13 protein-coding genes are annotated in these 17,252 nt (G+C 73.5%); 7 read left to right on the top strand and 6 right to left on the bottom strand.

All coding sequences use genetic code 11. The annotated features are described in order from the left end of the window. Positions 1-3 precede the first annotated feature (3 nt). A complete protein-coding gene (locus AA0005_RS05590; RefSeq protein WP_413452420.1) occupies positions 4-297 on the top strand; it encodes an ArsR/SmtB family transcription factor in 294 nt (97 codons plus the stop codon). Continuing rightward, positions 294-689, top strand: coding sequence for a VOC family protein (locus AA0005_RS05585; protein WP_413452419.1), 396 nt, complete (start codon positions 294-296; stop codon positions 687-689). The genes AA0005_RS05590 and AA0005_RS05585 overlap by 4 nt, the downstream gene beginning before the upstream one ends. On the opposite strand, the gene AA0005_RS05580 is transcribed toward AA0005_RS05585, so the two are convergent. The 3 genes from AA0005_RS05580 to AA0005_RS05570 all read right to left on the bottom strand — a co-directional run bounded on the left by AA0005_RS05580 (position 686) and on the right by AA0005_RS05570 (position 5,378). Continuing rightward, the gene (locus AA0005_RS05580) at positions 686-2,143 is read right to left on the bottom strand and encodes an alanine/glycine:cation symporter family protein (protein WP_413452418.1); all 1,458 of its coding nucleotides are present in this window, start codon (positions 2,141-2,143) and stop codon (positions 686-688) included. The genes AA0005_RS05585 and AA0005_RS05580 overlap by 4 nt on opposite strands. A 95-nt stretch (positions 2,144-2,238) precedes the next feature. Further along, entirely contained in the window at positions 2,239-4,056 is a 1,818-nt protein-coding gene (locus AA0005_RS05575) for a S8 family serine peptidase (RefSeq protein ID WP_413452417.1), read from the bottom strand. Positions 4,057-4,124: 68 nt separating this feature from the next. Then, positions 4,125-5,378 carry an MFS transporter gene (locus AA0005_RS05570; RefSeq protein WP_413452416.1) on the bottom strand — a complete coding sequence of 418 codons (1,254 nt, stop codon included), beginning with the start codon at positions 5,376-5,378 and terminating at the stop codon, positions 4,125-4,127. A 115-nt stretch (positions 5,379-5,493) separates the two neighbouring features. Here AA0005_RS05570 and AA0005_RS05565 point away from each other — a divergent pair, with 115 nt between their 5' ends. The 3 genes from AA0005_RS05565 to AA0005_RS05555 are packed head-to-tail and all read left to right on the top strand — an operon-like array spanning position 5,494 to position 9,274. Then, complete coding sequence (locus AA0005_RS05565) at positions 5,494-8,142, top strand: DEAD/DEAH box helicase (protein WP_413452415.1); 2,649 nt, start codon at positions 5,494-5,496, stop codon at positions 8,140-8,142. Continuing rightward, positions 8,139-8,633, top strand: a complete 495-nt coding sequence (gene ybaK / locus AA0005_RS05560; RefSeq protein ID WP_413452414.1) for a Cys-tRNA(Pro) deacylase — start codon at positions 8,139-8,141, stop codon at positions 8,631-8,633. Before AA0005_RS05565 ends, ybaK begins: the two co-directional genes overlap by 4 nt. Continuing rightward, entirely contained in the window at positions 8,630-9,274 is a 645-nt protein-coding gene (locus tag AA0005_RS05555) for a pentapeptide repeat-containing protein (protein WP_413452413.1), read from the top strand. The genes ybaK and AA0005_RS05555 overlap by 4 nt, the downstream gene beginning before the upstream one ends. A 3-nt stretch (positions 9,275-9,277) precedes the next feature. On the opposite strand, the gene AA0005_RS05550 is transcribed toward AA0005_RS05555, so the two are convergent. Then, positions 9,278-10,558: a glycosyltransferase gene (locus tag AA0005_RS05550; protein WP_413452412.1), complete on the bottom strand. Its 1,281-nt coding sequence runs from the start codon at positions 10,556-10,558 to the stop codon at positions 9,278-9,280. 33 nt (positions 10,559-10,591) lie between these two features. After that, positions 10,592-11,251, bottom strand: coding sequence for an SRPBCC family protein (locus AA0005_RS05545; RefSeq protein WP_413452411.1), 660 nt, complete (start codon positions 11,249-11,251; stop codon positions 10,592-10,594). A 67-nt stretch (positions 11,252-11,318) separates the two neighbouring features. On the opposite strand from AA0005_RS05545, the gene AA0005_RS05540 reads away from it, so the two are divergent. After that, positions 11,319-11,609, top strand: coding sequence for a PLD nuclease N-terminal domain-containing protein (locus AA0005_RS05540; RefSeq protein ID WP_413452410.1), 291 nt, complete (start codon positions 11,319-11,321; stop codon positions 11,607-11,609). A 108-nt stretch (positions 11,610-11,717) separates the two neighbouring features. Here AA0005_RS05540 and AA0005_RS05535 read toward each other — a convergent pair whose 3' ends face one another. Continuing rightward, entirely contained in the window at positions 11,718-15,467 is a 3,750-nt protein-coding gene (locus AA0005_RS05535; RefSeq protein ID WP_413452409.1) for a glycoside hydrolase family 97 catalytic domain-containing protein, read from the bottom strand. Between the two features lie 587 nt (positions 15,468-16,054). On the opposite strand from AA0005_RS05535, the gene chvE reads away from it, so the two are divergent. Further along, positions 16,055-17,176, top strand: a complete 1,122-nt coding sequence (gene chvE, locus AA0005_RS05530; RefSeq protein ID WP_413453065.1) for a multiple monosaccharide ABC transporter substrate-binding protein — start codon at positions 16,055-16,057, stop codon at positions 17,174-17,176. Positions 17,177-17,252: the final 76 nt, after the last annotated feature.

Raw genomic sequence — 17,252 nt, 5'->3', positions numbered from 1 at the left:
GACATGGACGACGACGCCGTCCTGTTCAGGGCGATCAGTGACGCCACCCGGCGCACGATCCTCGACGAGCTGACCGAGCATGACGGGCAGACCCTCTTCGAGATCTGCGGCCGGTTGGCCATGAAGCACGGCTCGACCTCCTCGCGGCAGGCCATCTCCCAGCACCTCGCGGTGCTGGAGGACGCGGGTCTGCTCCGCACCCGGCGGGAGGGCCGCTACAAGTTCCACCACATCGACACCCGGCCGCTGCGCTCGATCGCCGAGCGCTGGCCCACCCGAGAGGAACCGGCCCCATGATCCGCGTGACAGTGACCAGCGTGCTGGTCGACGACCAGGCCAAGGCCCTGGAGTTCTACACCGAGAAGCTCGGCTTCATGAAGAAGACTGACGTCCCCGCGGGCGAGGCCCGCTGGCTCACCGTCGTCTCCCCCGCCGACCCCGACGGCGTCGAGGTGCTCCTCGAGCCGGACGGCCACCCGGCGGCGAGGACCTTCAAGGAGGCGCTCGTCGCCGACGGGATCCCGTGGACACAGTTCACCGTCGACGACGTCCACGCCGAGGTCGAGCGGCTCAAGGCCCTGGGCGTGCAGTTCACCCAGGAGGCGACGGACTTCGGGCCCGTCGTCGTCGCCGTCCTCGACGACACGTGCGGCAACCTCATCCAGCTCGCGACGATGAAGCCGGCCTAGCCGACCCGGTCCGCCGTCGGCGTCTCCTCCCGCGAGACCCATACGTCGCCGGGCAGGTCCCCGGGGAGCAGCGGGTTGCCCCGCCCGAGGAAGACTCGCGTCTTGCCCTTGCGTAACTGCTCGAAGTCGCGCAGCGCGCCCAGCGCCCACTTCCCGAGGAGCAGGATCGCGACGAGGTTGACGATCGCCATGAGCCCCATGGCGATGTCCGCCACCGTCCACACGAGGGAGAGCTCGGCGAGCGCGCCGACGAGGACAGCGAGGGTGACGAGCGTGCGCAGCGCGAGCGGCGCCCAGCGGCGGCGGGTGAGGAAGTCGACGTTGACCTCGGCGTAGGAGAAGTTGCCGAGGATCGAGGAGAACGCGAAGACGAAGATGAGGATCGTCATCGGCAGCGTCACCCAGTCCCCGAGCGACGCGGCCGCGGCCGTCTGCGTGAGGGCGGCACCCTGCTCCTCGGTGGTCTCCCCCGGCGTGTAGATGGTGGGCCCGGCGAGCAGGACGATGAGGGCCGTCGCCGAGCAGACGACGATCGTGTCGACGAAGACGCCGAGGGACTGGATGAGCCCCTGCTGCGCCGGGTGGCGCACGGTGGCGGTGGCGGCGGCGTTGGGCGCCGAGCCCATGCCGGCCTCGTTGGAGAACAGGCCGCGACGGGCGCCGTTGAGGACGGCGGCGAGCAGGCCGCCGCCGGTGCCGGCGAGCGCCTCGTCCAGCCCGAAGGCGCCCCGGATGATCATGCCGAACGCCTCCGGCAGCGCCCCGAGGTTGAGGACGATGACCGCGAGCGCGATGAGGACGTAGACGACGGCCATGAGCGGCGCCATCAGCTCGGCGACCCGCGCGACCGCCCGGATGCCGCCGAAGACGACGGGCGCGGTGAGCAGGACGAGCAGGACGGCGGAGACCCACGCCGGGACCCCGTGGCCGGAGTCGAGGGTCGCGGCGATCGTGTTCGCCTGCACCATCTCGAACGCGAAGCCGAAGACGAAGATGAGCAGGACGGCGAAGACCGCGCCCCAGGCGCGGGAGCCCAGGCCCCGCTGGATGTAGAAGGCCGGCCCGCCGCGGAAGGTGCCGTCGCGCCAGCGCACCTTGTACATCTGGGCGAGGGTCGCCTCGATGAAGGCGGTGGCCATGCCGACGAGCGCGACCATCCACATCCAGAAGATCGCGCCAGGGCCGCCGAGGGCCAGCGCGATCGCCACACCGGCGATGTTGCCGGTGCCCACGCGCGAGCTGAGCCCGATCGCGAAGGCCTGGAAGGAGCTGATGCCGCCGTGGCTCTCGCCGCGCGACCGGGCGATGACCCCGATCATCCGCGGGAAGAGCCGCGCCTGGACCGCCCGTGTGCGGATGGTGAAGTACAGACCCGCCCCGACGAGCAGCGCGACGAGCACGTAGGTGTACAGGCCGTTGCTGATGTCCCCCAGGACGCTGTTGAGCGAGTCCACGTTCTACTCCAGGAGTGCGGTGGCCACCCGGGCGGGCGACGCGACCCGGGCACGGTACTCCCCGCAGCGCACGACGGCGCGCGGGACCACGCCGTTCACGGGCCGGTGTGGAGCTCGCTCGGCCGCTCGAGGACGACGGCGCGCACCACCTCCCTCAGCTGCTCGGGCAGCCGGTCGAGGGGCAGCGAGTCACCCCGCTCGCTCGTCCACCCGCCGTCCTCCGCGCGCACCGGCTGGGCGGCGAAGACCCGCGCGAACACGGCCGGTGGCGCGGCGATCGAGAGGGTCGGGCCGGCCGCCGGCCCCACCGCGAAGCCGGCCCGCGCGAGCGCCGCGGACACCTCCCGCACCGTCCCGGTGGCGGGCGCCCACTCGCTGCTCGTGGCCGCGGTGAAGGCGGCCGGCTCCTCCCCCGCCGCCGAGCGCAGCATGACGAGCGCCACAGCGGACTCCGCCCCGGAGCCGCCTCCAGCGCCCACCCCGGCGACGGCCGCGGCCGCGTCCACGAGCCCCGGCCCGGTGGCGAGGTCCGGCCCCGGCCCGGCCGGCTCGCCGAACTCGGGATGGTTGGTGCCGACGGTGACGTCCCGGGCGGTGGCGGCGAGCACCTCCCGCACCCGCTCGGGCGGGGTGCCGGGCGCCGCCTGCGCGAGCAGGGCGCACACGCCGGCCACCTGGGGAGCGGCGGCGGAGGTGCCGCTGAAGGCGGCCCACCCGTCGTCGGGCGTGGTCTCGTCACCCTCGGGATGGGCGCCGCCGGCGTTGCCGCGGTCGATGGCGCTGCCGGGCGGCACGGGGAGCATGAGGTACATCGCCGCGGGCAGCAGGCCGACGAGCCCGCTGACGTCCGGCACCCGCCGGCCGGGGTAGACCCGCGAGACGAAGCCGCTGGAGTAGTCCGAGGCGCGCAGGCCGCCGTCGCGCCCCTGGTAGACCCCGCCGGCGGAGATGACGTCGGGGTGCTGCCCCGGGAAGCCCCAGGAGCCGTTGCCCGCGGAGAAGACGACGACGACGCCGTCGGCCACCGCCGCCGCGACCGCCGCCGCGAGCGCCTGGTTCGCCGCGCTGAGCGGCGGCTCCGGCTGGTTCGACCCCCAGCTGTTGGTGACGACCTGCGGGCCGAGCGCCACGGCCGCGGTGAAGGCGGCGGTGACGTTGACGAGCGCGCCGGAGGCGGTGGCGGCCTTGACCGGCAGCAGCGTGGCCGCGGGTGCGGCGGCGAAGACGTTGGCCGCCTCCCCGGTGCCGTGGCCGTTCTCGTCCACCTCGGGGTCGGCGGTGCCGGGTCCCAGGACGGTGGGCTCCACCCGGTAGCCGCGGGAGGTGAAGAAGGGGTGGGCCTGGAAGCCGGTGTCCACCATCGCCACCCGCACGCCCTCGCCGGCCAGGCCCTCCGCGTGCGGGGCGTCGGCACGCAACGCGGTGGCGAGCTGCTCGGGCAGCGTGAGGTGCCAGTAGTCGGCCGCCGGCGGGTCGGCCGCCGGCACGGACGCCGGGTAGTACGGCTCCTCGATCGCCACCCCGGCGACGACGCCCGCGAGCGCCGAGCCCGCGGTCTCCACCAGCCCGGGCAGCCGGCTGCCCTCGCAGTCGATGAAGGTGCCGGTGTCCCGCACGGACCCCGGCTTGACCACCTCCCGCTCCTGCGTGACCAGCCGCCGCCCGAACACCCCCTCGAAGAGCTCCGGCGGCCCGGCGACGTTGACGAGCAGCCGGGAGCTGTGGAGCACCTCGAAACCGGCATCGGTCAGCGCCGCGACGGTGCGCGCGACGTCCTCCTCGGTGGCGTAGAAGCGCTTCACCGTCGCGGCCGTCACCACCTGCCCCGGCTCGAAGAGCGAGGCCGCGGCCCCGCCCGGCTGGCAGAGCGCGAAGATGCGCTCCGGGAAGTCGCGACCGGTCGTCGTCGCCATGGCTGCCCCCTCAGGTCAGTGGCCTCGCTCCCGAGCCTAGGAGTGACCACCGACACGCGCCGCCGGGCTCAGCCCGCCACGGCCTCCCGCTCCGGGCGGAAGCGCAGGACGGTGAAGGAGAAGACGAGCGGCACGACCGCGGCGAGGAGGAGCGCGGTCCGCAGACCCGACCCGCCGTCGTCGGGGAGCAGGCCGGCGAGCCAGCCCAGGCTCCCGCCCGCGGACTCGGCGAGCCCACCGACGGCGGCCGGCCCGGCGGTGCCGCCGGCGTCCCCCGCGAGGGCGAGGACGGCGAACATCGCCGCGCCGCCGTAGGGGAAGCGGGCGGAGGTGAGCGAGAAGGTGCCCGGCCACAGGAGGCTGATCATGAACCCGCAGAGCGCGCAGGCGAGGAGGCTGACGACGGCGACGCTGCTCGTGGCCGCGACGACGTAGCAGACCCCCGCCCCCAGGCTCATGACCGCCAGGGTGCGGCGCAGGTCCAGCCGCTGGCCCCACATGCCGTAGGAGAAGCGGCCGATCCCCATGAGGAGCGCGAACAGGCCCGGGCCGAGGAGGTCACCGAGCTCCTTACTCACCCCGAGGCTGTGCTCGGCGAAGAAGGAGGACCACTGGACCATCGTCAGCTCGGCCGCGCCGCCGGTCATCATGAGGACGAGCGCCGCGAGGAACAGCGGCGTGCCGAGCAGCCCGCGCACCGAGGTGCGGTGCTCCTCGGGAACCGTCTCCGGCAGCGGCACCCGCGCGAAGACGACCGTGTTGACGAGCGGCACCACCGCCCACACGAGCGGCAGCACCGCCCAGCTCTCGGTGCCCACCGCGCCGATGACCACGGTGCTGACGACGACCGTCGCGAGCTGGCCCCAGCAGTAGAAGGAGTGGAGGAAGGCCATGCCCGCCGCCTTCTCCTCCGCGGCGGTCGGCAGGTGCTCGATGATCGGGCTGACGAGCACCTCGAGCAGGCCGCCACCCACCGCGTAGACGGCGACGGCGATGCACAGGCCCAGGAACGGGTCACCGAGCGCTCCGGGCAGGACCGCCAGGAGCACGAGCCCGACGGCGGCCAGCACGTGCGCGGCGACGATCGGGCGGCGGTAGCCGACCCGGTCGACGAAGAACATCGCCACGAGGTCGGTGAGCAGCTGGACCCCGAAGTTGAGCGCGGCGAGCAGGCCGAGCTGGGCGACGGGGACGTCGAGCTGGGTGTGGAAGGTGACGAAGAGCAGCGGCGCGAGGTTGTTGATGATCGCCTGGACGACGAAGCCGGTGTACCCGGCCCGTCGCGTGCCGGCGTAGGCGCGCAGCGCCGTGTCCTGGGTCATGCGGTCCGTCCTCGAGGGGTGTCAGGGGCGAGCACACGCTACGGGCACCGCGCGGCCGCGAGGCCGGCCGTCCGCGCCGCGAGCCGTGTCGGCCCTCTCTGCGAGACTGGCGGGCGTGACCACCCACGAGCTCAACGCCCTGCTGGACCGCCTCGAGGACGAGGCGGCCCCGGGCGCCGACCTGGATCCCGACGCCCTCTACGAGGGCTTCACCACCTGGGCCGAGGGCACCGGTCGCGCGCTCTACCCCCACCAGGAGGAGGCGCTGCTCGAGCTCACCACCGGCTCCCACGTCATCGTCTCCACCCCCACCGGCTCGGGGAAGACGATGATCGCGCTCGCGGCGCACACCGTCGCCCTCGCCCGCGGGGAGCGCACCTACTACACGGCCCCGCTCAAGGCCCTGGTGAGCGAGAAGTTCTTCGACCTCGTCGACCTCTTCGGCTCGCACAACGTCGGCATGGTCACCGGCGACTCCGCGATCAACCCGGACGCGCCGATCATTTGCTGCACCGCGGAGATCCTCGCCAACCAGGCGCTGCGCGAGGGCGCGGCGATGGACGTGGGCGTCGTCGTCATGGACGAGTTCCACTTCTACGCCGACCCGCAGCGCGGCTGGGCCTGGCAGGTGCCCCTCCTCGAGCTGACGGGCACCCAGTTCGTCCTCATGTCCGGCACGCTCGGGGATGTCAGCTTCTTCGAGCGGGACCTGCGCGAGCGCACGGGCCGGGAGGTCGCCGTCGTCGCCGGCGCCGAGCGCCCCGTCCCGCTGACCTTCGACTACTCCCTCGAGCCGATCCAGGACCTCCTCCAGCGGCTCGTCGAGCAGGGCCGCTCCCCCGTCTACGTCGTCCACTTCGCGCAGAAGGACGCCGTCGAGCGCGCGCAGTCCCTCACCTCCGTGAACATCGCCTCCCGCGAGCGCCGCGCCGAGATCGCGACGGCGATCGGCGACTTCCGCTTCGCCAAGGGCTTCGGCCAGACCCTGTCCCGTCTGCTGCGCCTGGGGATCGGCGTCCACCACGCCGGCATGCTCCCGCGCTACCGGCGGCTGGTCGAGCGCCTCACCCAGGCCGGGCTGCTCGCCGTCGTCTGCGGCACCGACACCCTCGGGGTCGGGATCAACGTGCCGATCCGCACCGTCGTCCTCACCTCGCTGACGAAGTTCGACGGCGAGCGCTCCCGCCACCTCACGGCGCGGGAGTTCCACCAGATCGCCGGGCGCGCGGGCCGGGCGGGGTACGACACCACCGGTGAGGTCGTCGTCCAGGCGCCCGAGCACGTCATCGAGAATGCCAAGGCCCTGGCCAAGGCGGGCGACGACGAGAAGAAGCGCCGCAAGATCGTCCGGAAGAAGGCGCCGGTCGGCGTCGTCAACTGGACCGACAAGACCTTCGAGCGCCTGCGCGACGCCGAGCCCGAGCCGCTGACCAGCCAGTTCGCGGTCACGCACACGATGGTCCTGTCGGTCCTCGCCCGCCCGGGGGACCCGGTCCGGGCGATGTACCGGCTGCTCACCGAGAACCACGAGCCGCCCACGCCGTGGAACCCGCACCTGCGCCGGGCCGCGGAGATCTACCGCTCCCTGCGCACGGCAGGGGTGCTCGAGCACCGGGACGCCGCCTGGCGCCGCGCCCACCCGGGCGAGCCCTACGTCCACCTCACCGTCGACCTGCCGCGCGAGTTCGCGCTCAACGCGCCGCTGTCCCCCTTCGCGCTCGCGGCGATCGACCTCCTGGACGAGGAGTCCCCCGACTTCGCCCTCGACGTCGTCTCCGTCATCGAGGCCACCCTCGAGGACCCCCGCCCGCTCCTGTACGGGCAGCAGCGCCACGCGCGCGGCGAGGCGATCGGCGCGATGAAGGCCGAGGGCATGGAGTACGAGGAGCGCATGGAGGCGCTGGAGGAGATCACCTGGCCGCGCCCGCTCGCCGAGGTGCTGGAGCCGGCCCTGGCCACCTACCGGCAGACCAACCCGTGGGTCGCGGACTACGAGCTCAAGCCCAAGTCCGTGGTGCGCGAGATGGTCGAGAACGCGATGACCTTCTCCGAGCTCGTCTCCCGCTACGACCTCGGGCGCAGCGAGGGCGTGGTCCTGCGCTACCTCACCGACGCCTACCGGGCGCTGCGCCAGGTGGTGCCCGAGCGCGCCCGCACCGAGGAGGTCGAGGAGATCATCGGCTGGCTCGGCGAGCACATCCGCTCGATCGACTCCAGCCTCCTCGACGAGTGGGAGTCGCTCTCCGGAGCCGCCGAGCCGGCCCCGGACACCGCCGACGCCGCCGAGCGCCGCTTCGGCGAGGACGACGACGGCGAGCTCGCCTTCACCCGCAACCGCCACGCCTTCCGGGTGGCGGTCCGCAAGGCCCTGTTCAACCGGGTCGAGCTGCTGGCGCGCGAGCACTACGAGCCGCTCGGCGCCATGCACGCCGCCGACGGCTGGGACGCCGAGCGCTGGGCGCAGGCGATGGACCCGTACTGGCAGGACTACGACTGGCTCGGCACCGACGTCGCCGCCCGCGCCGCCTCGCTCGTCACCGTCGAGGAGCGGCCCTCGCGCGAGGACCTCCTCCGCGCCGGCCTGCCCGAGGACGACGACGCCGCCCTCGCCCTGGCTGGCGACGGCCGCCTGTGGCTCGTGCGCCAGACCCTCGACGACCCCGAGGGCGAGCACGACTGGGGCGTGTGGGCCACGGTCGACCTCGACGCGAGCGACGCCGCGCAGGGCGCCGTCGTCCGGGTGCTCGACGTGGGGCCGCGGTGAGCCGCCGCGCGACGCCGGCCGGCACGCCCGCGCTGCGGGTCCTGCAGGACGCCGGGGTGGCCCACACGGTGCGCGAGTACGTCCACGACCCCCGCAGCGAGCTCTCCTTCGGGATGGAGGCCGCCCAGGCCCTGGGCGTCGACCCGGCCCGCGTGCTCAAGACCCTGCTCGCCGAGGTCGACGGGAGTCTCGTCGTCGCCGTCGTGCCCGTGACCGGCGAGCTCGACCTCAAGGCGCTCGCGGCCGCCGTCGGCGGCAAGCGCGCCGTCATGGCCGAGCCCGCCGCGGCGGAGCGGGCCACGGGCTACGTCGTCGGCGGCATCTCCCCGCTCGGGCAGCGCCGCCGGCTCCCCACCGTCCTCGACGACTCCGCCCTCGCGCACCCGACCGTGCTGGTGAGCGCCGGCCGCCGCGGGGCCGACGTCGAGCTCGCCCCGGCGGACCTCGTCGCCCTCACCGGCGCCCGCACCGCCCGGATCGGGCGGCCGTGAGGCGGCGGGGCCGGGCCGTCCCCGAGCCGGACGTGCCCCCGCACCTCGAGCCGGGCGACCTCACCGCGCTCAACGCCGCGACCACGGCGGGCGTCGACCTCACCGGCGCCGTCGTGCCCGAGCTGTGGGAGGCCCAGGTCGAGGGCAGCGACCTGTCCCGCGTGCGCGCGGGTGGCGGGCAGTGGGAGCGGGTGACGCTCGCCGACTGCCGCCTCGACGGCGCGGACCTCGCCAACCTCGTGTGGCGCGGCGGCTCCCTGCTGCGCTGCTCGCTGCGCGAGGGGCGGATGACCGGGGCCATGCTCACCCGGGTGCGGCTGGGCGCTGTCCTCCTCGAGGGTGTCCAGGCCCGGCTGACCACGTGGCACGGCGTCCAGCTGCGCGGGGTCGTCCTGCGAGGCTGCGACCTGTCCGAGGCCACCTTCACCGACACCGTCATGGACGGGGTGCTCCTCGAGGACTGCGTGCTCAGCGGTGCCCAGCTGGCCGGCCTGCGCTGCAGCGACGTCCAGCTGCGCGGTTGCCGCCTCGACGGCGTCGGCGGCGCCGGCGGGCTGCGCGGCGCGCGGGTCGCCGAGGAGGACGCCATGGCCCTGCTGCCGGCGCTGGCCCGCGAGCTCGGTATCGCTCTCGGCAGCTGAGCGTCACACCCGCAGGTGGGCCTCGAGGAGGTCCGCCGCGGCCCGGGTGCCGCCGAGCGCGCGCAGCTCGGCACCGAGCCGGGCCGCCGTCGCGCGGTAGCGCGGCTCGGTGGACACGGCGTCGACGGCGCGGGCGATCGCGGCCGGCCGGGGCCGCCCTGTCCGGAGGTTGACGCCGGCGCCGTGCCAGCCGATGCGGGCGGCGATCTCCGGCTTGTCGAGGTCCCCGCCGGCGACGACGAGCGGGACGCCGTGCCGCAGCGCCTGCAGCACCCCGCCGTAGCCGCCGTTCGTCACCATGACGGAGGTGAGGGGCAGCAGCCGGGGGTAGGGCACCATCGCGGCCACCCGCACGTTGGCCGGCAGCGGCCCGGGCAGCGGGTCCGTGCGGTGCCCGAGGCCGACGACGACGAGCACGTCGCGGTCCGCGAGCGCCTCGACGGTCGGCAGGACGAGGTCGCGCGGGTCGACGTTCGCCGTCCCCTGGGTCACGTGGACGACCGGGACCGTCGCGCGCTCGACGTCGTCCCACCACTCGGGGACCGGTCCGCCGCCCGGGTGCGGGACGCCGTCGTCGGTGAGGTCGCCGACGAAGCGGATGTGGGCGGGCAGGTCCGAGCGCGGGTAGTCGAGCCCTGGCGAGCCGGCCCCGACGACGACCTGCGGGGAGTACCACATGGTCGCGAAGGTCTCCGCGTCCGGCGCGAGGCCGACCTCCTGCCGGGTGCGCTGGTAGCGCCGCGTGAGCACGCGTGTGCCGGCGCCGGCCACAGCCCCGAGCAGCGTGTCCCGGACCCGGCCGGGGAGCCCGGCCGCCGGGGTGAGGCCGAGTCCGGTCGGCGGGATGCCCTCCCCCGGTAGCCAGACGGCGATCGGTGAGACGGTCGCCCAGCGCGATCCCAGGTGCTCCGCGGCGAAGCGGGTGCCGAGTGCCATCGGGTCCCCGGCGAGGAGATCCCACGGCTCCTGCGCGTGGGCGGCCACGAGGTCGGCGAGCTGCGCGGGCGCGGTGCCGAGGAAGAGGTCCTCGAGGTTGACGAGCACCTGGCGGAAGCCCTTGCGCTCCCGCATGCGGGGGAAGGTGGCCGCGTAGTTACGCTCGTCGAAGTCCGGCGCGGCCTGCCACGGCACCACGCGCGCCCCCACCTCGGTGAACAGTTCGGCGTACGACCGGCCGGTGTACACCCGCACGTCGTGCCCGCGGCGGACGAGCTCCGCGGCCACCGCCCGGATCGGGCGCGCGTGACCGGCGAAGGGCATCGCCGTGAGCATGATCGCGGCCATCCCCCGATTGTCCTCGGCAGGGGCGCTCGGGCGCTACGGCACCGGCACCGCCGCCGGCCGGTCCTCGGCGCGTTCCCTGATGCCCCGGAGCATGCGCCTGGTCATGACGAAGCTCGCGACCTGCACGGCCTCGACCAACGCGCCGACCCACGGCTCGAGGTAGCCGTACCGTTCCCGGACGACGAGCCGGGTCGAGCCCCGCGGGCCCGGCCGCAGCACGAACGCCCAGGTGAAGGCGAAGGGCATCGGCAGGCCCCGGGCGCTCGGCACCTCCGGGGAACCGTGGAGGACGAGGGCACGGCCGGGGTCGACGACTGCAGCGACGAGCGGGGCCTCCGGCGCGAGGCGGACCTCGTCGCCCGGGGCGAGGTCCTGCCACTCGGGCACGACCTCCTCGGCGTTGACGATGCGCAGGCCGACGAGGGACTGGAGGCGATCGTAGCTGTAGAACCCGCCGCGCCCCTGCCCGAGCTGGACGAGCCACGGCCACACGTCCTCGGGCGGCGCCTGGACACTCACCGCGCGGGTGGCGACGAGGTCGGCACACCCGAGGATCTCGTCCCCGGGCAAGCGGGCCGCGACCTCCTCCGGCGTCGCTCCCCACACCTGCTGCCACCGGCGCGCCGCGAGCAGGCCGCCGATCAGCCCGCCGGTGAGCACCCAGGGGGCGATGCGCGTCGCGGTGGCCCTCATCGTCATCACCTCCCCTCCAGGATCCTGCGCCGGTGCCGGCCGGCTCGAGGGGCCAAGGTCCCGGACCTTGGGCCCTCGCCCCACCCCCGCCGTCGAGGGACGCTGGACACCCGACGACGGCGAGGAGGCCACGGTGACGAAGCAGAAGACGCAGTGGAAGGACCTGAGCGGAGCGCAGCGCGCCGCGCTCATCGGGCTCGGCTCGGTCCAGCTCGCGCTGGCCGTGGCCGCGTGGACAGACCTCGCCACGCGCCCGGCAGAACGGGTCAACGGGAGGAAGGGCGTGTGGGCGATGGTCATCGCGGTCAACTGGGTCGGTCCCCTGACCTACTTCGCCAAGGGCCGCCGAGCCGGCTGAGCGCGCGAGACCTGAGCACCTGAGAGTGCGCCCCTCCAGCGCACCGCGCTCCCGGACGGGCCGGGGGCACGGGACACCGGAGGGGCGCACCTCCTCAGGGCTGGGCGGTCACGGCAGGCGCCGCAGGCCGAGGGTGTCGGTGCCGTTGCCGTCCCAGTCACCGGTGAAGACCTCGTCACCGGCCCGGCCGTAGGCCACCACCCGGTCCGCCTGGCCACCGGTCAGGGAGTTCTTGGCGTAGTAGACGTTGCCGCGGCGCACCGCGAACGTGTCGCGCCCGTCCCCGTCCCAGTCACCGGCCAGGGTGATGTCACCGGCTCGCCCGTAGGCCACCACCCGGTCCGCCGCCCCGCCGGTCATCGAGTTCTTCACGTGGTAGACCGCCCCGCGGCGCACCGTCAGGGTGTCGCGGCCGTCCCCGTCCCAGTCCCCCACGAGCACCGCGTCCGCGGGCCGCCCGTAGCCGACCACCGCGTCCGCAGGCCCACCGGCCAGGGAGTTCTTCACGTGGTAGACGCTGCCGCGGCGCACCGCGAAGGTGTCCTGCCCGTCGCCGTCCCAGTCACCGACCAGGACGGTGTCCCCGGGACGCCCGTAGGCGAAGACCCGGTCCGCCTTGCCACCGCGCGGGGCGTTGGACACGTGGAACTCACTGCCGCGGCGCACCGCGATGGAGTCGGTCCCGTCCCCGTCCCAGTCACCGACGAACACCTCGTCGGTCGACCGCCCGTACTGGAAGGCGTGCGCCGTGCGCCCCTGCCAGTCGTTCGACAGGAAGAACCCGTGCTCCAGGCTCGGCGGGGTGGGCGGTGCCGGCTGGCCACCGGTCGTGGTGAAGGTGAAGGACCACTCCGCGACCGCATCCTCGGCGAGGACGAAGCCCTCGGCGGCCCGCGCCCGCAGGTTCACCGTCCCGACGCCGGGGTAGGTCCCGGCGCCCACGACCGCACCGCCGAGGACGTACTCCACGCCCTCGACCTCGGGCACCGTGTAGCTGTCCTGCGCCGTGCCCGGCCCGTCCGTGAAGGTCACCGGAGCAGGGGTGACCTCGGTGAGCTCGGGGCACTGCGCGGCGAGCTCGAAGCTCTCGAAGACCGCCTCGGTCGTGTGCGTCGCGTTGCCGCCGCTCACGGCGATGAGGCCGAGCCCGGCGTCCTCGAGGTAGGTGAGGTCCGCCGGCCGGCCGAAGGGCCGGAAGGTCTCGCCGTCCGCCGAGTACGAGGCCGTCACGGTCTCGCCGTCGCTCGTCAGCCGCACCGAGTAGGTGTCGGGGAAGTCGGAGGGCACGGTGAACCAGTCGTCGTTGGTGTAGCGCGGGGAGCCGTTGTCCTCGCGGACGAACTGGAAGCGCCGCTCGCTGCCGCTGCGGGCGTTGAGGTTGACCGAGATGTAGTTGCCCCGGTCCTCGTAGATGACCAGACCGGCCTGCTGGTAGCCGGCGTTGAGGTCCGCCGTGATGCGCGCGGTCGCCTGCCAGCCGCCCTCGGGCAGGTCCTGCAGGACGATGTTCTTCGCCTCTCCCCCGGCGTAGAGGTCACCGGACCGGGTGTCGATGCGCAGGGCGCCGTCCTCGACGCGCAGGTCCTCCGGCACCTCGTTGACGACGCGCCAGCGGTCGCGGTCGAGGGTGTCACCGGTGAAGTCGTCGGACGCCTCCTCCACGGGGCACAGCACGGCGCTGCCCGGCTCGACCCAGAAGGACACCGGGCCGGAGTACCCGACGTCGTCCGCGTCGTCGGTCGCCACGGCGACCACCGAGTGCAGCCCCACGCCCGGGTCGGTCCAGGTGGCCGTGAAGGGCGCCGTGTCCACGGAGGCGACCGTCTCGCCGTCGACGACGAAGTCGACACGGGCCACCTCGCCGTCCACGTCCTCGGCCTCCGCTGTCAGCGTGACGTCCGACCCAGCCGTGACGACGGCGTCCGCCGCCGGGGCGGTGACGACAACCTGCGGCGGCAGGGCGAGGGCCGGCAGCTCGGCCGACTCCTCGGCCGTGGCGGGCCGCAGGCGGGCGGCCAGGCCGCCGTTCTCGCCCAGGCCGAGGGGCAGGACGGTCCCGGCGTCGACGAGACCGGACGTGGCGGTGATGGTGGGCGCGCCGTCGTCGTCCAGGCCGTCGCGGTAGACGTCCGCGACGTAGTCCCCCTCCCCGAGCATGTCGAGGGTGACCTGCCCCCGCATGGCGTCGGTGCCGCTGATGACGCCGAGGTACCACTCCTCACCGGAGCGGCGGGCGACGACGGCGTGCTCGCCGGGACGGCCCTGGACGAGCTCGGTCTGGTCCCAGGTCGTCGGGAGCGCGGCGAGCAGCGGGAGCGCCGCGGCGTTCTCGCGGTAGCTCTCGGGCGAGTCGGCCAGGTGCTGCAGGGCGGACTCGAAGACGATGCCCGTGGCGAGCTCGTGCGCGAGCGTCGTCTGCCGGTTGCCGGTGGAGAATACGACGGGCGTGTAGTCCATCGAGCCGGTGACGTTGCGGGTGAAGACGAGGTCGACGTTGTGGCTGGCGCGCCAGGAGCCCCAGTACTGCTCGGCGCCCCACACGCCCTCCATCGTCATGAGGTGGGGCCACGTGCGCGCCCAGCCCTGCTGCGAGGTGGAGCCGTGGTAGTTGAGGAGGAGCTGGTGCTCCGCGGTCGCCTCGAGGACGGTCTGGTAGAAGCCCATCCGCTCCTGGGTGTCGGAGTCCATGAAGTCGACCTTGATGCCGGCGACGCCCCAGCTCTTCCACAGCGGCAGCTTCTCCGTGCGCTCGGCCTCCGTGTCGAGGCCGGTCCAGTGGCTCCACAGGAGGATCTCGACATCGCGCTCGGCGGCGTACTCGACGAGGCGCGGCACCCACTCGGCGCTCCAGCCCTCGTCGACGAGGACGTACTCCCAGTCCATCTCGGAGGCGAAGTCGACGAACTCGCGCTGGCGGGCCTCGTCACGCGGGCTGCCGGCGTTGGACCACCACGACCACGCGACGCGGCCGGGCTCGATCCAGCTCGTGTCCTCGATCCGCGAGGGCGGGTTGAGGTCGAAGATGCGCGTCGACTCGACGACCTCGGCGGCGTCGTCGCCGAACATCGCCAGCCGCCACGGCGTCTGCCACGGCAAGGTCGAGGAGACCGAGTCCTCGGGCAGCGTGAGGGCGAAGCGCCCGTCGCCCCCGGAGGTGAGCCTGCTGACGGCGAAGGTCTCGTCGACGGCGGCCTCCGAGAGGAGCATCCAGCTGCCCGAGGCCTGCTCGACCGTCATCGGCAGACCGAGCTCGCGGCCGGCGGGCACGTCGGAGACGGCGAGCTCGTCGTAGAAGCCCTCGTAGTTGTTGCGGTACGGCTGCAGCCAGCCGGTGGCACCGTCGGGCACCCGGAACTCGGTGAGCTCGTCGGTGATCTCACCCTGCCCCTCCCCGGGCAGGACGTAGCGGAAGGCGGCGGCGTCGTCGTAGGCCCGCACGACGAGCTCGAGCGTGTCCCCGCCCTCGCCCTCGAAGCTGAAGGTCGACTCGGTCGCGTGGTCCCGCGAGGAGGAGGCCTTGCCGGTGAGCAGCTCGTAGGTCTCGTCGACCACCCGGTCCGCCCGGCCGACAAGCTCCAGGCCGCTCGTGAGGTCCGCGTCGGTGAGCGTGAGGCCGAGCGGTGCGGGTGCCAGCACCTCCTCCCCGTGGCGCTCGGTGCTGTAGCTCAGCGCCCCGGCGTCGTCCAGGTCCAGGGTGACCGTCACGTCGCCACCCGGCGAGACCACGGTCCACTCCTCCGCAGCGGCGCTCGGCCCGTCCGGGTCAGCCGCTGCGGGGACCGCGGCCCCCACGACGGCCGCTGCGGCGATCACGGCGGTCGCGGCTCTGCGCCGCTGCCGTGCTCTTGTCTCGATCATCGTCGATCTCCGTTCAAGAGAGTGTTGCTCGCGGCGCGCCCTCCGATGGACGACGCCGTCCGTGACGCAACCTACTCACACCGGTCCGATCTTGGCTAGGTGTGATCGACCCTGCGCGAATCGGCCGCATCGTGCGGAAGGCTTTCCGCGTCATGACCGCCCAGGCACAGGGACGACGGCCGCGAGGGCCGTGCGAGTGTGGGGGCTTGTGATCGAGTGCGCGTGCCCGCTACGGTGGCGCGACTACGAGAGCACCGCCGGCCGGAGGCCGCCCGGTCGCCCTCGCAGGCCCGGGCGGGCGCACCACCGGCCGGCCGGGCAGCAGTGTCTCCGTCAGCCGCCGGTGTTACCGAATCGCAACCCGGCATAGGACCAAGGATGTGACATCCAGCGCTTCCTCGGGTCAGAATGTTAGCGTGAACATTCGCCGCTCCAACGGCACCTGAGGGCGCAGCGGCCTCACCGCTCGACTACGCGGTCGAGCACAGTCAGGGCCCGCCGCCGGCGGGTCAGAAACAACACCTCCACTCTCGAAGGAGAGAACATTGCGCACACGGAAGTTCGCAGCAGTCGCGGCCGGGCTCACCATGACCTTCGCCCTCGCCGCCTGCGGCGGTGGCGGAGCGGGCAGCAGCGACGACAGCACCGAGGGCTCGGGCGGGGACGCCGGCGCCTCCGGCGACCAGACCATCGGCGTCGCCATGCCCACGCAGACCTCCGAGCGCTGGATCGCCGACGGTGACGCCGTCAAGAGCCAGCTCGAGGAGGCCGGCTACACGGTCGACCTGCAGTTCGCCAACGACGACATCCCCACGCAGACGCAGCAGATCGACCAGATGATCCTGCAGGAGGTCGACCTCCTCATCATCGCCTCGATCGACGGCACCGCGCTGACCAGCCAGCTCGACGCCGCCGGCGCCGCGGGCATCCCGGTCATCGCCTACGACCGCCTCATCAACGGCAGCGAGAACGTCGACTTCTACGTCACCTTCGACAACTACAACGTCGGTGTCCAGCAGGCCACCTCGCTGCTCGTGGGCCTGGGCCTCCTCAACGAGGACGGCTCGGAGAACCCCGACGCCCCCGCCGGCCCGTTCAACATCGAGGTCTTCGCCGGCTCGCCGGACGACAACAACGCCGGGTTCTTCTTCGACGGCGCGATGGACACCCTCAAGCCCTTCCTCGACGACGGCACGCTCGTCGTCCCCTCGGGCCAGACGGACTTCGACACCGTCGCCACGCTGCGCTGGAGCCAGGAGGCCGCCCAGCGCCGCATGGAGGACCTCCTCACCTCCACCTACAGCGGTGGCGAGGAGCTCCACGGTGTCCTGTCGCCCTTCGACGGCATCTCCCGCGGCATCATCACCGCGCTCCAGGGCGCGGGCTTCGGCCAGACCATCGCGGACGGCCTGCCGGTCGTCTCCGGCCAGGACGCCGAGATTGCCTCGGTCGCGCTGATCGACCAGGGCGTCCAGTTCGCCACCATCTTCAAGGACACCCGGAAGCTCGCCACCGAGTCGGTGCGCGCCGCTGAGGCCTTCCTGGAGGGCGAGGAGCCCGAGGCCAACGACACCGAGACGTACGACAACGGCGTCAAGGTGGTCCCGTCCTACCTCCTCGAGTCGGACATCGTCTACGCGAGCAACATCCAGGAGCTCCTCGTGGACTCCGGCTACTACACCGCCGAGCAGGTCGAGCAGGGTTCCTGACCTGACAGTGCGGGGCCGGGCCACGCGCCCGGCCCCGCACCCCTCCACCCTCCACAACCTCGAGAAGTGAGGCGGA

The organism is Georgenia phoenicis, from assembly GCF_047302425.1.
In the GTDB taxonomy this organism is placed as follows: domain Bacteria; phylum Actinomycetota; class Actinomycetes; order Actinomycetales; family Actinomycetaceae; genus Oceanitalea.
This window is presented reverse-complemented; position numbering and strand designations above follow the sequence as displayed.

Excerpts from the sequence above, each read along its gene's own strand:
- AA0005_RS05590 (WP_413452420.1), top strand. The coding sequence starts at position 4 with ATGGACGACGACGCCGTCCTGTTCAGGGCGATCAGTGACGCCACCCGG.
- AA0005_RS05585 (WP_413452419.1), top strand. The coding sequence starts at position 294 with ATGATCCGCGTGACAGTGACCAGCGTGCTGGTCGACGACCAGGCCAAG.
- AA0005_RS05575 (WP_413452417.1), bottom strand. The coding sequence starts at position 4,056 with ATGGCGACGACGACCGGTCGCGACTTCCCGGAGCGCATCTTCGCGCTC.
- AA0005_RS05570 (WP_413452416.1), bottom strand. The coding sequence starts at position 5,378 with ATGACCCAGGACACGGCGCTGCGCGCCTACGCCGGCACGCGACGGGCC.
- AA0005_RS05550 (WP_413452412.1), bottom strand. The coding sequence starts at position 10,558 with ATGGCCGCGATCATGCTCACGGCGATGCCCTTCGCCGGTCACGCGCGC.
- AA0005_RS05545 (WP_413452411.1), bottom strand. The coding sequence starts at position 11,251 with ATGAGGGCCACCGCGACGCGCATCGCCCCCTGGGTGCTCACCGGCGGG.
- AA0005_RS05535 (WP_413452409.1), bottom strand. The coding sequence starts at position 15,467 with ATGATCGAGACAAGAGCACGGCAGCGGCGCAGAGCCGCGACCGCCGTG.
- chvE (WP_413453065.1), top strand. The coding sequence starts at position 16,055 with ATGACCTTCGCCCTCGCCGCCTGCGGCGGTGGCGGAGCGGGCAGCAGC.